The following is a 15,101-nucleotide window of genomic DNA, read 5'->3' on the forward strand; positions in this document are numbered from 1 at the left end:
ACATCACCGACCCCGTCGCCAACATCACCGCCGCGGCCAACTACGCCGCCCACCGCTACGGCTCCATCGACAACGTCAACTCCGCCTACTGAGCCCAAGCACCCCAGCACCACAGGGCCGGTGCCCGCAGCAACACCCGCTGCCGGCACCGGCCTTCGGCGTATCCGACGCCGTGCTCGTCGGCCAGCGGCGCGGCGAACGCCCGTCGTCTTCCGTTCCGTGATCGTTCAACCAACCGTCCCTTACCGCGTCGTGTGCCGTCCCTAGGGTCCTTGAGGGTTTCGAAGGGAAGGGGCTCATGGACACACGTCTCGCCATCCGGGCGCGCGGGATCACCAGGTGTTTCGGTGAGGTCGTCGCACTCGACGGCATCGATCTGGATGTGGAGCAGGGGGAGATCCACGGTCTGGTCGGACCGAACGGCGCCGGGAAGACAACGTTGTTCGGCCTCCTGCTGGGCCTGGCGGTAGCCGACAGCGGCAGCCTCGAGATCCTCGGCACACCGGTCGGGCGGGCGCTCGCCGCTCCCGACGGTGTCGCCGGATTCGTGGACGGACCCGGTCTCTACCCCTCGCTGACGGCACGGCAGAACCTCGCCGCGCTGGCCGCTCTGCGCGGCCACGGCACGCGGACGAGCGAGATCGACGACGTGCTCGACCAGGTCGGGCTCACCGATGTCGCCGACGACCGGGCCCGCGGATTCTCCCTGGGCATGCGTCAGCGGCTCGGACTCGCCGCCGCCCTGCTCACCCGGCCCCGGCTGCTCGTCCTCGACGAACCCTCCAACGGCCTCGACCCGGCCGGCAAGAAGCACGTCCACGGTGTCCTCACCCGGCTCGCGGCGGACGGAACCAGCGTCGTGCTCTCCAGCCACCGCATGGACGACCTGGAGGCGCTGTGCTCCGAGGTCACCATCATCGCCACCGGACGGATCGTGTTCTCCGGTCCGCTGAGCAAGCTGGCCGCCGAGAACCGTGAACTCGACTACCGGCTGCGCACCTCCGACCCGGAGGCCGCCCGCCGGCTGGCCGCCGACACGGCCGGGATCCGGCTCTCCGACGACGCCGGGCCACGGCGGGACGCCGAGGCGCTCGTCGTGCGCGCGCTGGTGCCCGCCCTCGACGACCTGGTGGTGCGGCTCGTGCGCGGAGGTATCGCGTTGCGCGAGCTCGCGCCCGTGGTCTCGCCGCTCGAGGCGGCGTTCCTCGCCCTCACCGAGCAGCGGGAGGACGCCCGATGACCGCGACCGTCGCCGTCGACCACCCCGCCGGCGCCCGCCCCGTCCGCGTCTCGGTGGCGCGCGGCTACCGCTTCGAACTGGTCAAGCTGGTCTCGCAGTGGCGGATCCGGCTGGCCGTCCTCGCCTGCTGGCTCGCGCCGGGCCTGTTCGTCGCAGCGGTGAGCCGGCAGAGCACACTGCCCACGGACACCCTCTTCGGCCGCTGGATGCACGCCACGGGATGGGCCGGACCGCTGGTGATGCTCGGTTTCGCGGGCACCTGGGCGCTGCCCCTGCTGACCTCACTGGTCGCCGGGGACGTGTTCGCCTCCGAGGACCGGCTGGGCACCTGGCGCCACCTGCTCGTGGCGGTCCGCTCCCCCCGGCGGATCTTCGCGGCGAAGGCACTGGCCAGCCTCACCCTCATCCTGCTGCTCGTGGCCGGGCTGGCCTGTTCGAGCGCGGCCGGCGGGCTGGCGACGGTCGGCAACCGGCCGTTGGTGGGCCTCGACGGCCATCTGCTGACGCCGTCGGACGCCGCGGCGCGGGTCCTGCTCGCCTGGCTCTGCGTCCTCGCCCCGACCCTGGCCCTCGCCGCGATCGGACTGCTCGGGTCCGTCGTGCTGGGGCGGTCGCCGATGGGACTGCTGCTGCCCGCGCTCGTCGCGCTGGCGATGCAGCTCGCGCAGATGCTGCCGCTCCCCGTCGCGGTCCGGCTCGCCCTGCCCGGCTACGCCTTCATCTCCTGGAACGGCCTGTTCACCGGCCCGGCGCAGCTCGACCCGCTGCTGATCGGGATCGCCGTCGGCCTGGTGTGGGCGGTGACCGCGACCGTGCTGGCCTATCTGCTGTTCCTGCGGCGCGACTTCACCAACCCGACCGACGACGGCTCGGGGCGCCGTGCCGTCACCGCGGCGGTCCTGCCGCTGGCCGGGCTGGTCGCCGCGGGTGTCGCGGTCGTCGCCACGTCGACGACGGCCACGGCCACGGGCTCCGGGATCACGCAGGACAAGGTGCAGCGCTCGGTCGCCACGGCGTTCGCCCACCTCTACCGCATGCAGACCGAGCAGCTCCACCGTCCTGCCGTCACCGAAGCGCAGTTGAGGGCCACGGCGGCGTGCACCAAGGGCAGCGTCAGGGTCGCCGCCGAGGGCCCCGGCAACGACTGGCGCTGCGTCGTCTCCTGGCACCTCCCCGGCGTCGAGGCCACCGGGACGGCCGTCTACCAACTCGACGTCACCGCAGACGGGCGGTTCGTGGCCGACGGCGACGGACCGAAGGAAGTCAACGGCTACTTCCTCGTGCGGACCCCGAACGGGGACGCGCCGAACCCACTTTGGCAGTTCGACGGCAACGTCGAACTTCTTCGCACCACGAAGGGATGACTCCATGCAGGTAACACGCCAGCGCCGGACTGTCGGGAGGGACCTCCTCGGCAGACGCATCGGCCGCCGGAGCACCCTCACGGCGACCGCCACCGCGGTCGTGCTCGCGGTCACCGCCGGTATCGGTTACGCCCAGACGCGGCAGTTCGGCACCGACCAGGTCGGTCAGAGCACCGACCGGGGCCAGGTCGTCTCCAGCGACCAGTACATCGCCCCGTACGGCGACCGACTCGTCATCGACAACGGCAAGATCATGTCGTCCTCGGTCAGCCCGGACGGCACCCACCTCGCGGCCTCGGTCACCGACGGCGGCGCCGCCCTGGCCATCGTCGACGTCAAGAGCTGGAAGGTGCAGCAGGTCGTCGGCACCGCCGCGTCGTCGACCCCGCGCCTGGCCGGCAACTCCGTGGGCCAGGAAGGCCCCACCTACTCCCCCGACGGCAAGCAGCTGTGGCTGGGCCAGACCGACGGCTACACCAGGTTCACGGTCAACCCGGACGGCACCGTCACCAACCCGACCTCGATCACCATCCCGGCCGACGGGTCCAAGCACGCGCTGGTCGGCGAGGCGGTGTTCTCCGCCGACGGCTCCACCGTGTACTCCGCGGTCAACGGCCAGAACCGGGTGGTCGCCATCGACGCGGCGACCGGGGCCGTCAAGCAGAGCTGGGCCGTGGGCAACGCCCCGCGCGACATGGTGCAGGTCGGCAACCGGCTCTACGTCAGCAACGAGGGCGGCCGTCCGGCCAAGTCGGGCGACACCACCATGAACTCGTACGGCACCCAGGTGCCGGCCGACCCGAAGACCGGCGCCACCACCACCGGCACGGTCAGCGTCATCGACCTGGCGAACCCGCAGGCCGCGCCGACGAGCATCGACGTCGGTCTGCACCCCACCGCCCTGTACGCCAAGGGCAAGGCGCTGTTCGTCACCAACACCGCCACCAACAACGTGTCGGTCATCGACACCGGCAAGAACAAGGTCGTGCAGACCATCAACACCCAGCCGTGGCCGGAGGCGTCGGTGGGCTACGAGCCCAACGCGGTCACGCTCACCGACGACGGACGCCTGCTGGTGACGCTCGGCCGCGCCAACGCCGTCGCCGTCTACCGGTACAAGAGCCCGCAGGAGCCGGTCGGTTACGTCGGCCTGCTCCCGACGGACTACTTCCCCGCGGAGATCACCACGGTCGGCAAGGAGGTGCTGGTCTCCAACACCCGTGGCATCGACGCCCGCCGGCCCACCACCAGTGGCGGCCACGGCACCCACGACACGACGTCGAGCGTGCAGCGGTTCACGCTGCCGGACGACAGTGTCATCAGGTCCCAGACGGCCAAGGTCTTCCAGCAGAACGGCTGGAGTGCCGGCTCGGTCAAGCTGGCCAAGGGCAGGAGCAAGGCCAAGCCGGTACCGGTCCCGCAGCGGATCGGTGACCCGTCGACGATCAAGCACGTCTTCCTGATCGTCAAGGAGAACCGGACCTACGACCAGGTCCTCGGCGACATCCCGCAGGGCAACGGCGACGCGTCGCTGACGCAGTTCGGCGAGAACGTGACGCCGAACCAGCACGCCATGGCCGAGCAGTTCGGGCTGTACGACAACACGTACGACATCGGCACGAACTCCGCCGAGGGCCACAACTGGCTGATGCAGGCCGACGATCCGGAGTACACCGAGTCCTCCGCCGGTGAGTACGCGCGCAGCTACGACACCGAGAACGACGCGCTCGGCCACCAGAAGTCCGGCTTCATCTGGACCGGTGCGCAGGCGGCCGGGAAGACCGTGCGGGACTTCGGCGAGTTCCAGTCGCTGGAGACCAAGCCGTCCGGCGCCACCTGGCAGAACCTGTACTGCGACGCCAAGGACATGGCGGCGACCGGGCAGAAGACCGCCTACCCGATACAGACGGGCTCGGCGATCCCCTCGCTCAACGACGTGTCGGTGCCCGGGTTCCCGATGTTCGACACCAGTGTCCCGGACGTCTACAAGTACGAGATCTGGAAGCAGGACTTCGAGAAGAACGGCCCGGCGAACCTGAACATGTTCTGGTTCTCCAACGACCACACGGGTGGTCCCGCGAGCGCCGCCGCCCAGGTCGCGGACAACGACCTCGCGGTCGGCAAGGTGGTCGACGAGATCTCGCACAGCAAGTACTGGAAGGACTCGGCGATCTTCGTCGTCGAGGACGACTCCCAGGCGGGCCTCGACCACGTCGACGGCCACCGTGCCCCGATCCAGATCATCAGCCCCTGGGCCCAGCACGGCACCGTCGACAGCCACTACTACTCGCAGATCACGATGATCCGCACCATCGAGCAGATCCTCGGGATCCACCCGATGAACCAGAAGGACAGCGCGGCCACCTCGATGGCCGGGGCGTTCACCAGGAAGCCGGACTACACGCCGTTCAAGGCGCTGCCCAACCGGACCTCGCTGACGGACGGTCTGAAGACCCCGCCGTCCTGTGGTGTGGACACCCCGGCACCGCAGGACCCCAAGGCGGCGGCCGTGCCGTCGTCGACGGTGCCGGCGGACAAGAAGCAGCTCGCCGCGGAGTGGGACCAGTGGAAGTCGAAGCAGCGGCTGACCGGGCCGGGCGCCGTGCCGGACTACGCCAACCCGGCGCAGATGAACCACTTCACGTGGTACCAGACGCACAACTGGAAGAAGCCCTACCCCGGCGAGGACCGGATCTTCGCGCCCGACGACGTGCCGGGCGCCTACATCCCGTCCTCGGAGTCGGACGGCTGACGTAGGAGCATCACCTCACGGTACGGGCCCCTGGCCGGCATCACCGCCGGCCAGGGGCCCGCCCGTCCTGTCCGCCGTCCGCGGCATCCGCCGGTCAGGTCATCAGGCCCGCCGCGACGGTCGCACCCAGTTCCCAGCACGCCTCGGTGTCGCTCTTGTCCGGCTCGCCGGTCACCGTCACCGCGTCCGCCGCCCGTCGCCAGCCCAGGCCGGTCGTGATCGACTCGATTCCCCGTACCGCACCCGTCACGTCGTTGCCCCCGTGGACGTAGAAGCCGAACGGCCGGCCGCGCGTGGTGTCCAGGCACGGGTAGTAGATCTGGTCGAAGAAGTGCTTGAGGGCACCGGACATGTAGCCGAGGTTCGCCGGTGTGCCCAGCAGACAGGCGTCCGCGGCCAGTACGTCGGAGGCCGTCGCGGCCAGCGCGGCCCGCCGCACCACCCGTACGCCCTCGATCTCCGGCGCCGTCGCCCCGGCGACGACGGCCTCGAACAGCGCCTGGCAGTTCGGCGACGGCGTATGGTGCACGATCAGCAAGGTAGCCACACCCCGAACCCTGCCCCGACGCCCCTCGCCCCCGCAACATCGCCGTCCGGGCCGGCTGCTCTGTCAGACGCAGGCTCTACAGTGCCGCCATGGTCCTCGCACTGCCCGATGGGTTGCCTCCCGGCCGGACCCTGGCCCGCGGCCGGATGCGGGTATGGGTCTCCGACGAGTTCCCCGAAGACGTCGAACGGCTGTGGTCCCGTCTGCTGGACGAGCAGCCGGCCACCGGGCTGGTCCCGCTTCTGTGGGCCGGGCCCCCGGGAGAGCCACTGGGCCTGGAACAGCTGGACCGGGTCGACGCCCTCTGCTTGGAGGACGTGCTGGCGGCGGACTTCGCCGAGTACCGGCGCAGGAGGCTCCCCTTCTGGACGGACCCGACGCCGCCCCCGGTTCCCGAGGGCATCGAACCGTGGCCGCACGACCCGGGACCGCCGTTCGGCCACTGGCCGGGCCTGGCGCCACCGATGCCCGTGACGCCCGCCGGCCCGACGCCCGAGGAGGCCTCGGCGAGCACCCTCGCCCGGCTCATCGACACGCGCCGGTTCGGGCTGGACCGATCCCGCCTCGTACTCGTCCCCGCCCCCCGCGGCAGTGACGCCGTGGCCTTGCTCGGTCTGGACGCGAAAGCGCCACTGCCCTTGCTCTGTGCCCTGCTGCGCAGCTGGGAGGGCCGGTACGGCGCCCGGGTGGTGGGCGTGTTCGGCGGCGAGCTCCACCTCTCGGTCGCACGCCCACCCGTCGAAGCGCCCCACACGGAACTGCTCGCCCTCGAACACGTGCTGTCGACGGCGCACAACATCGTCGACGACCCACCCACACCGTTCCCCGACTACGCCGCGAGCCTGACGGGACGGACGCACTGGTCGTTCTGGTGGGACTAGGGCCTGTCCGGCGGATCAAGGCGCAGGTAAGCGGCGGCGCCGATCGACCCGGGTGAGCGGGGGCTGGTGGGTCCAGATGCAAGGCGGAGGAGGGCGGCGACGCGATGGGGGTGCCCCCGCGCGAGCTCGTTCGAGCGTGGGGGAGTCGGCAACCGACGACAACGCCGCTGGGGGTCCCCCCACGCCGTCAAGGCAGTGGGGGAGGGCGTGCCGGCCCCCGCGTCTGCGCCATGATCCGCCGGACAGGCCCTAGGTGTGTGAGGTCCGCGGGGCATGTGAGGTCGCGGGCCGTGCGAGGTCCGCGGGGTGTGAGCTCCGCGTCACCTCTCGCCGTGTTTGGCGGTGCGTCCTCGGGCTGCCGTAAGATTCCCCGTTCGAAAGCGGGCGCGAGTCGGAGCGCCGCGTGAGCGATCAGGGAACGGCAGCGCGATGACGGTGACAGACGACGGCTCCATGGCCACGGACGAGGTGGTGTACGCGCCCGGCGGCGAGTCCGCGCACGGGCCCGGCATCGACCCCGAGCGCCTCGCCGTCTGCCTCGACGTGCTCAAGGAGCTGGACCGGCTCGAGGTCGACCACCCCGACGCCGTCACGGTGCGCCGGGCCACCTCGCACATCTACCGCGTGGTCAAGCAGCGCCGCCGCCAGGAGCGCCGCGCCGCCAAGACCGCGCACGACCGCGCCGTCACCGAGGCCACCGCCACCGGCTCCGCCGAGCGCATCGACGACGAGACCGAGGGCATCCTGCCGTCCTCCAAGGTCGAGGCGGGCAGGATCGCGGGCATACTCCAGCGCCCCCGCTCCTGCTACACCTGCAAGCAGCGCTACGTCGAGGTCGACTACTTCTACCACCAGCTCTGCCAGGCGTGCGCCGCCGAGAACCGCGCCAAGCGGGACGCCCGCGCCGACCTCACCGGCAAGCGCGCCCTGCTCACCGGCGGCCGGGCCAAGATCGGCATGTACATCGCGCTGCGCCTGCTGCGCGACGGCGCGCACACCACCATCACCACGCGCTTCCCCAAGGACGCCATCCGCCGCTTCAAGGCCATGGAGGACTCGGCGGACTGGCTGCACCGGCTGGAGGTCGTCGGGATCGACCTGCGCGACCCGGCGCAGGCCGTGGCCCTGGCCGAGCAGGTCACCGAGGCCGGCCCGCTCGACATCCTGATCAACAACGCGACGCAGACCGTACGCCGCCTGCCCTCCGCCTACGCGGCACTGGTCGAGGGCGAGACCGCCCCGCTGCCCGCCGGTGAGCTCCCCGCCCACCATGTCATCGGCGCCTTCAACTCCGGCGCCGTCGACGGCATCGCCGCGCTGCCCCTCGGCACCAGCGGCCTGGACGCCCAGAAGGTCGCCGACCTCGCCCTGGTCGCCGGCAACGCCAGCGTCGCCCGGCACCTCGACGGCACCGCCATCGACGCCGGCGGCCTCGTCCCGGACGTCGTCGACACCAACACCTGGGTGCAGACCATCGACCAGATCTCGCCGGTCGAGCTGCTCGAGACCCAGCTGTGCAACTACACCTCGCCGTTCATCCTGATCAGCGCCCTGCGCCCGGCCATGGCCGACGCCGCGAGGAAGGCGGCGAGCGGACGCGCGTACGTCGTCAACGTCTCGGCGATGGAGGGCGTCTTCAGCCGCGGCTACAAGGGGGCGGGGCATCCGAACACCAACGCCGCGAAGGCCGCGATGAACATGGTGACGCGGACCAGCGCCCAGGAGATGTTCGACACCGACGGCATCCTCATGACCTCCGTCGACACCGGCTGGATCACCGACGAGCGCCCGCACTACGACAAGCTGCGACTCGCCGAGGCCGGCTTCCACGCCCCGCTCGACCTGGTGGACGGCGCCGCCCGCGTCTACGACCCGATCGTGCGCGGCGAGGCGGGCGAGGACCTGTACGGCGTCTTCCTGAAGGACTACGCGCCCGGCAAGTGGTGAGCCGGGACCGTACGTGACTCGACGTGACGAGGCCTGACCTGCCGGGACCTGGTCCGGCCTGTACGGCGGCCGGACGGTGCCGGACCGGTCCGGTGTCAGTCGACCGCGCCCAGGCGGGTGTTGCGGGCCGCGACCAGTTCCAGGAGGGTCCGCCAGTCCTCGAGGACACCGGCGTTGGAGCCGTCGGTGCGCGCCTCCTCGCGCGCCTGGCGCAGGGTGAGGGCGTCCTCGTCGACCGGGTGGGCGCGGCGGCCCTCACCGGCCACCGCCTGCCGCCCAACCAGACGGGCGACGCGCTCGCCCAGCAGACCCCGCACCGCGTCGGCCGCGCGGGCGGCCACGGCCGCCCCGTCCTCGGCCCCGCCCCCACCCGGGGCACCGGTCGCGGAGCCGGCTTCGGGGGCCGTGGGAGCCAGCAGCCGCCCGATGCCGTGGACCAGGCCCGCCACCTGGAGCTCCTTGTCGGCCGGACGGCGCCGGCGCAGCAGTGCGGCGGTCCGCAGCGCGTGGTCGTGGAGATCGACGCGGCGGCCGTCGCGGCCGAGGCGATCGGGCGCGGCGGCGCCCCGGCAGGCGTACAACAGGTCCATCAGCTCCTCGACGCTGCGCAGCTCCATGCGTCAGTCCTCCCGCGAGACAGCCGTTGCGGTACGTCAGCAGACCATGGCCGGCTTGCGGTGGGGCCAACGGGATCTGAACTGAGCGACGCACACCGAACGGGTGAGTTCTCGACCATGTATGGTGCGACAAATCGGTTCATAAACTATCCAATGAACACGCTTGACTCCAGATAGTTACCTGGACTTTGCAGCCCTATCGAGCGGGGGGCCGCTCATTTGGTTAATCTGGAGTAGGCGGACAGCACCAAGGGGTTCCATCCAGCACCCATGGTCCGTCCCGGGGCGAGCGGGTGCACAACGGCCTGCCCGAACCCCAGTTGCCACGGCGCCACCGCGTCCGATCTGTCCTTGAGCCAGACCCGAGCGGACGTCGGGCGCCGGAGCGAAGACTGGCGTCAGACGCCCCGAGGGTGACCGACACATAAGGAGTGCGCGGTGACACCGGAAAAGACGAATCGCGAAGAAGGCCCCAAGGAACGCACGGAGCGCCGCACGCGGCGCCCCGGGGATCTCGGCAGTCTCGACGTGTGGGCCCGGTCCGCCCCCATCCGTCTGGCCGGGTACGAGGACGACCTCGCCGAGCCGCACATCCTGCCCAGCGTGGACTGACCTTCCTGGAGCCCGCCGACGCGATCGCCCACAGCGTGGGCGTGCGAGACTCGCGCCCATGCTGATCAGGGAAGCCGTCGCCGAGGACTGGCCGCGCATCTGGCCGTTCTGGCACCGCATCGTCGCCGCCGCCGAGACGTACGCATGGGACCCGGACACCTCCGAGGAGGACGCCCGGGTCCTGTGGATGAGCCCCGCCAAGCGGGTGTTCGTCGCCGAGGACGACACCGGCACGGTCGTGGGCTCCGCCTATGTCACCCCCAACTACGGTGGTCCGGCTGCCCGGGTCGCCAACGCGGGCTTCATGGCCGACCCCGACCGGGCCGGCCAGGGCATCGGCCGCGCCCTCGCCGAGCACGTCCTGACGGCCGCCAAGGCCGACGGCTACCGGGGCATGGTCTTCAACGCCGTCGTCGAGACCAACCCGGCCGTGGCGCTGTGGACCTCCCTCGGCTTCACCGTGCTCGGTACGGTCCCGCGGGCGTACGAGCACCCGCGGCACGGCCTGGTCGGCCTGCACATCATGTACAAGTCCCTGTAGCGCCGGACCCCCGGAGGGCCCCGCCGGAGGCCTGGCCCGGCCCCGGCCCCCTGGACTCCCGCCCGCCCCTGGACTCCCGGCCCCCTGTGGCCCCCGGGCCCCTGTGGCCCCCGCCCCGACGGCCCGGAGCGGCCCCTGTGGCTACCCGAGGTCCAGGCCGGCCGTTCTGGGCCAGGGGTGCGACCGCTCGATCCGCTCCGCCAGGTCCAGCAGGACGGCCTCGGAGCCCGGACGGCCCACCAGCTGCACGGCGCAGGGCGCGCCGGAGGGCAGTGTGCCGAACGGGACCGCCATCGCCGGCCAGCCGGTCAGGTTCCACGGCGGGGTCATCGGCGAGTAGGCGGTGTTGGCGAGCACATTGCGCAGCCAGCCCCGCTCGTGCCACGGCACCGATCGCGGGGAGCGGCGGGCCAGCGCCGGGGTGAGCAGCACGTCGTGCTCGGCGAAGAACGGCTCCAGCCGCTCGCGCAGCCGCTCGCGTGCGGTGCCCGTGCGCACGCCGTCGACGAACCGCCGCCCCACGGCCGCGTGCACGCGGGTGCGCCGGGTCAGCCGCCGCGGGTCCAGGCCCGCCGCGTCCACGGCCGTGCCGGCCGTCCAGTGCCGTACGGCCGTGACGCCGAGCGACATCGGGTACGGCGGGTCGGCGCGCCGCACCCGGTGCCCGGCTCCGGCCAGCAGCCGTGCCGCCTCCCGGACCGCGTCGGTGTACGGCCTGCTCACCGTGACCCCGGCCAGCGGGCTGCGCACGGACACGGCGATCGCGCGTGCCGCGTCCTGCGCACCGGGTGCCGCCTCGTCGCTCACCCCGCCGTCCGCCAGGACCGAGAGCATCAGGCGGGCGTCCCGGACCGTCGTCGCGAGCGGGCCGTTCTCCGACATGCCGAACCAGTCGCCGTCGCCGATGCCCGCCGGCACCACGCCATGCCCCGGCTTGATCGTGACCAGACCGCAGTTGGCGGCCGGGATGCGCAGGGAACCCATGCCGTCGTTGCCGAGGGCGATCGGCACCATCCCGGCGGCGACCGCAGCCGCGCTGCCGCCCGACGAACCGCCCGCCGTGCGCGAGGTGTCCCACGGGTTGCGGGCGGTGCCGTGCACGCCCTCCGTGGTGCCGAAGACGCACAGCTCGGGCACGTTGGTCAGGCCCACCACCACCGCGCCCGCCGCACGCAGCCGGGCCACGGTGACGTGGTCGGCGGCGGCGGGCGTCTCCGGGGTCGCGGCCGAGCCGAGGCGGGTGGACTCGCCGCGCACCGCGAGGTTGTCCTTCACGGCCACCGGTACGCCGGCCAGGGGCAGTCCGTCCAGGTCGGGCCGGGCCGCGACCTCGTCGGCCTCGGCCAGTGCCGCCTCGGCACGGACGGTACGGAAGGCACCGATCCGGCGGTCCAGGCGCTCGATGCGGGCGAGGTGCTCGGCCATCACCTCGCGGGGCGTGGCCCGCTTCTCGCGTACGGCGGCGGCGATCTCGGCGGCACTCAGGCCGACCCAGCTGGTCACGGGCGCTCCTCGGGAGGGGGCGGGCATGGTCGTACTCACGAGTACGTTGGGGGGAACTGTGCCCGCAGACAGCCCCTCCCGTCGAGAGGCCGGGGCACGTCGGTCCGGTCGGTGACCCGACTTCGTCGGCCGGTGGAGAGCTTCTTGCGTGTATGCGGCTCGCCCCGGCGGGTCTATGGTCGGAAGGACAGGACGAGTACGAGGGGAAGTAGTCGGCGATGGCGCAGGACGAGGCCGTGATCGGCTGCACGGGGGAGCTTCTCATCGGTACGCGTGGATCCGCCGGTCCCGGCGAGATCCTGGTGCGGGTCAGAGGCGGTTCCGAGACCTTCCTCGCCTGGTCGCAGGAACCGCTGCCGATCGGTGCGACCGTACTGGTGGTCGAATCCCGTGGATGTCGTGAGGTCGACGTCATCGAGTGGTCCGACCCGTTGGACAGGTTGCGCGAGGATTCGGCCGACGCTGGCTAAGGAGAACAAGCCCATGTTCGGTTACCGCGTTCCCGCCCCCGACGAGGCGATGCTGATCTCCGGAGGCAGGCGGGGACTGGGGGGCGCGCCGTTCCGGGTGGTGACGGGGCACGGCAAGTTCGTGCTGCCCGTCTTCCGCAAGGTCCGCTTCCTCACCCTGTCCATGTGCGAGTCCGAGGTCGTCGAGACCTGCGTCACCAAGCAGGGAATCGCGCTGCACGTCCGCGCCGTCATCGCGTTCAAGGTCGGCAACGACAACGAGAGCATCATCAACGCCGGGCAGCGGTTCCTCTCCGACCAGGACCAGATGTCGGTCCTGACCGGCCGGATCTTCGCCGGTCACCTGCGCGCCATCATCGGCTCGATGACCGTGGAGGAGATCGTCACCGAACGCCAGAAGCTCGCCGCCGAGGTGCTGGACACCTCCAAGACGGAGATGGCGAAGATCGGCCTGATCGTGGACTCGCTGCAGATCCAGTCGATCGACGACGGCGACACCGGCTACATCGACGCGATGTCCGCCCCGCACAAGGCGGCCATCCAGCGGCAGGCCCAGATCGCCCAGGCCCAGGCCAACCAGGCCGCCGCCGAGGCGGAGCAGGAAGCGGCGCGCAGGCAGGCCGAGTACGCCCGTCAGACGGCCGTGGTGAAGGCGGAGTACTCGGCGGAGGTGGACCGGGCCCAGGCGCACGCGGCCCAGGCCGGCCCGCTGGCGCGGGCGCACGCTCAGCAGGAGGTGCTCGCCGCCCAGACGGAACTGGCGCAGCGGCAGGCCAAGCTGCGCCAGCAGGAGTTGGTGGCCGAGGTCGTGAAGCCCGCGGAGGCCGAGGCCGAGCGGGTCAGGATCCTCGCCGCCGCGGAGGCGCAGCGGATGAAGGTCCAGGCCGAGGCCGCGGCGTCGTACGACCGGGTCGCGCTCGACCGGATGCTGATCGACCAGCTCCCGCTGATCGTCAAGGAGGCGGCGGGCGGCCTCTCCGGTGCCAACGTCAACGTCCTCAACGGCGCGGACGGGCTCGGCGAGATCGCGGCCGGTCTGGTCGCCCAGGGCCTGACGATCCTGGACTCGGTCCGGCAGAACCTCAACGGCCACGACGGCCAGAACCCCGGCGGGCGCCCCGAGGAGGGCAACGGCCGGCTCGAGCTGCGGGGCCCGGACACGGCGAAGCCGGACACCGACGAGAAGCAGCCGGGCGACGACTCGGCCGCCGGGGACCGGCCGCAGCCTCGGACGCCGTGAGTTCCGGACCGGGCGCGGACCGGGGCTTTTCGTGCGGCGCAGGCGCAGTGCCGCCCGAGGTCGTGCGGCGCACGCGCAGTGCCGCACGAGGTGTTCGGCATGAGGCGGACGCCTTGCGTCGGCGGTGCCGCGTGGGGTGTCCGCGCGGCGTGAGCACCCGGCACGTACCCGTGTCGGACACGGTGGCGGTGCCCGTGACACGGTGGGCACCCCGCGCCGGGGCGCACGGCCCCGTGAGTTTCACGCGTCCCGCGCCGCCCCCGTGCTCTCCCGCTCGATCAGGCGGGGCACCGGCACCCGGACCGTACGGGCCGGGCCGCCGTCCAGCAGGGCGGTCAGCTCCCGGGCCGCCGTACGGCCGAACTCCATGCTGTCCCGGGACAGGGCCGACAGCCACGGCCTGACCATCCGGCACAGGGCGGAGTCCTCCCAGGACACCACCGAAACGTCCGCGGGGACCGAGAAGCCGAGTTCGGCCGCGACGGCGACACCGGCCAGGGCCATCACGTCGTTGTCGTAGATCAGGGCCGTCGGGGGAGCGGCCGAGCGCAGGACCTGGCGGGTGACGGCGGCGCCCTCGGCGTCCGAGTAGTCGGTGGTCACCGACTCGACCCCGGTCAGTCCGCGGCGCTCGGCCTCGGCGCGCAGCGTGCGGATCCGGCGCTCGGTGTGGGCGAGGCCCGCCAGCCCGGCGATGTGCACGATCCGCCGGTGGCCGAGCCCGTACAGCCCGTCCACCACGGACGCCATCGCGCCCGCGTCGTCCGCCCACACCGTGGACAGCCCGGGGTGCCGCTCGTCCGGGGCGCCGCCGATCACCACGGCGGGCAGGCCCAGTTCGTCCAGCAGGTCCGGACGCGGGTCGTCGGTGCGCGGGTCCACCACCAGCACGCCGTCGACCCGGTGCTCGGCCCACCATCTGCGGTACACCGCGCACTCGTCGGCGACGTCCTCCACCACCTGGAACAACAGGCCCAGATGGCGCTCGGCGAGCACCTCCTGGATGCCGGAGACCAGTTGCAGGAAGAAGGAGTCCACGCCGAGCGTGTCCGCGGGGCGGGCCAGTACGAAGCCGACGGTGGCCGCGCCCTCCCCGGACAGCGCGCGGGCCGCCGTACTGGGCCGCCAGCCCAGCTGTTCGGCGACCCGGCGCACCCGGGCGCGGGTCGCCTCCGACACCCCGGGCCGGTCGTTGAGCGCGAAGGAGACGGCGCTCTCGGAGACACCGGCGCGGCGCGCGATGTCCTTCATGGTCGGCCGGCGTGCCGGGGACCGCTTGGCCGGCATGTTCCCCCTCATTTCTCAGCGGTGACGCGGTGGTGGAACAGTGATCGCTAAAGCGCTTGAGTGCCAGCACTCTAAAGCGCATTAGTCCTCGCTGGCAACT

The 15,101-nt window shown here is 72.0% G+C and carries 13 protein-coding genes; 9 read left to right on the top strand and 4 right to left on the bottom strand.

From position 1 onward, the window contains the following. Positions 1-298 precede the first annotated feature (298 nt). Genes ABZ484_RS01040 through ABZ484_RS01050 form a run of 3 tightly spaced genes read left to right on the top strand, consistent with a single transcriptional unit; the run spans position 299 to position 5,356 of the window. On the top strand, positions 299-1,240 hold the full coding sequence (locus tag ABZ484_RS01040) for an ABC transporter ATP-binding protein (RefSeq protein WP_358863769.1): 942 nt from the start codon (positions 299-301) through the stop codon (positions 1,238-1,240). Then, the gene (locus ABZ484_RS01045; RefSeq protein ID WP_358863770.1) at positions 1,237-2,604 is read left to right on the top strand and encodes an ABC transporter permease; all 1,368 of its coding nucleotides are present in this window, start codon (positions 1,237-1,239) and stop codon (positions 2,602-2,604) included. Before ABZ484_RS01040 ends, ABZ484_RS01045 begins: the two co-directional genes overlap by 4 nt. Before the next feature lie 4 nt (positions 2,605-2,608). Further along, positions 2,609-5,356, top strand: coding sequence for an alkaline phosphatase family protein (locus ABZ484_RS01050; protein WP_358863771.1), 2,748 nt, complete (start codon positions 2,609-2,611; stop codon positions 5,354-5,356). Between the two features lie 94 nt (positions 5,357-5,450). Here ABZ484_RS01050 and ABZ484_RS01055 read toward each other — a convergent pair whose 3' ends face one another. Next, on the bottom strand, positions 5,451-5,903 hold the full coding sequence (locus ABZ484_RS01055) for a flavodoxin family protein (RefSeq protein ID WP_358863772.1): 453 nt from the start codon (positions 5,901-5,903) through the stop codon (positions 5,451-5,453). Positions 5,904-5,992: 89 nt separating this feature from the next. On the opposite strand from ABZ484_RS01055, the gene ABZ484_RS01060 reads away from it, so the two are divergent. Together ABZ484_RS01060 and ABZ484_RS01065 are read left to right on the top strand one after the other, a co-directional pair. Continuing rightward, positions 5,993-6,784 carry a DUF4253 domain-containing protein gene (locus tag ABZ484_RS01060; RefSeq protein ID WP_358863773.1) on the top strand — a complete coding sequence of 264 codons (792 nt, stop codon included), beginning with the start codon at positions 5,993-5,995 and terminating at the stop codon, positions 6,782-6,784. 429 nt (positions 6,785-7,213) lie between these two features. Then, positions 7,214-8,731, top strand: a complete 1,518-nt coding sequence (locus tag ABZ484_RS01065) for an SDR family NAD(P)-dependent oxidoreductase (RefSeq protein ID WP_358863774.1) — start codon at positions 7,214-7,216, stop codon at positions 8,729-8,731. Positions 8,732-8,826: 95 nt separating this feature from the next. On the opposite strand, the gene ABZ484_RS01070 is transcribed toward ABZ484_RS01065, so the two are convergent. Further along, on the bottom strand, positions 8,827-9,348 hold the full coding sequence (locus ABZ484_RS01070) for a hypothetical protein (RefSeq protein ID WP_358863775.1): 522 nt from the start codon (positions 9,346-9,348) through the stop codon (positions 8,827-8,829). A 438-nt stretch (positions 9,349-9,786) separates the two neighbouring features. Here ABZ484_RS01070 and ABZ484_RS01075 point away from each other — a divergent pair, with 438 nt between their 5' ends. Both ABZ484_RS01075 and ABZ484_RS01080 read left to right on the top strand, forming a co-directional pair. Further along, positions 9,787-9,960: a hypothetical protein gene (locus ABZ484_RS01075; RefSeq protein ID WP_358863776.1), complete on the top strand. Its 174-nt coding sequence runs from the start codon at positions 9,787-9,789 to the stop codon at positions 9,958-9,960. Positions 9,961-10,018: 58 nt separating this feature from the next. Then, positions 10,019-10,501, top strand: coding sequence for a GNAT family N-acetyltransferase (locus ABZ484_RS01080; RefSeq protein ID WP_358863777.1), 483 nt, complete (start codon positions 10,019-10,021; stop codon positions 10,499-10,501). A 141-nt stretch (positions 10,502-10,642) separates the two neighbouring features. Here ABZ484_RS01080 and ABZ484_RS01085 read toward each other — a convergent pair whose 3' ends face one another. After that, entirely contained in the window at positions 10,643-12,004 is a 1,362-nt protein-coding gene (locus tag ABZ484_RS01085) for an amidase family protein (protein ID WP_358863778.1), read from the bottom strand. 218 nt (positions 12,005-12,222) lie between these two features. Between ABZ484_RS01085 and ABZ484_RS01090 the strand changes: the two genes are divergently transcribed. Both ABZ484_RS01090 and ABZ484_RS01095 read left to right on the top strand, forming a co-directional pair. Then, a complete protein-coding gene (locus ABZ484_RS01090; protein ID WP_358863779.1) occupies positions 12,223-12,474 on the top strand; it encodes a hypothetical protein in 252 nt (83 codons plus the stop codon). A gap of 13 nt (positions 12,475-12,487) precedes the next feature. Then, on the top strand, positions 12,488-13,714 hold the full coding sequence (locus ABZ484_RS01095; protein ID WP_358863780.1) for an SPFH domain-containing protein: 1,227 nt from the start codon (positions 12,488-12,490) through the stop codon (positions 13,712-13,714). Between the two features lie 240 nt (positions 13,715-13,954). Here ABZ484_RS01095 and ABZ484_RS01100 read toward each other — a convergent pair whose 3' ends face one another. Further along, on the bottom strand, positions 13,955-15,001 hold the full coding sequence (locus tag ABZ484_RS01100) for a LacI family DNA-binding transcriptional regulator (RefSeq protein ID WP_358863781.1): 1,047 nt from the start codon (positions 14,999-15,001) through the stop codon (positions 13,955-13,957). Between the last annotated feature and the right edge of the window lie 100 nt (positions 15,002-15,101).

Origin of the sequence: Streptomyces sp. NPDC006393, assembly GCF_040628575.1 — a bacterium.
Taxonomy (GTDB): domain Bacteria; phylum Actinomycetota; class Actinomycetes; order Streptomycetales; family Streptomycetaceae; genus Streptomyces.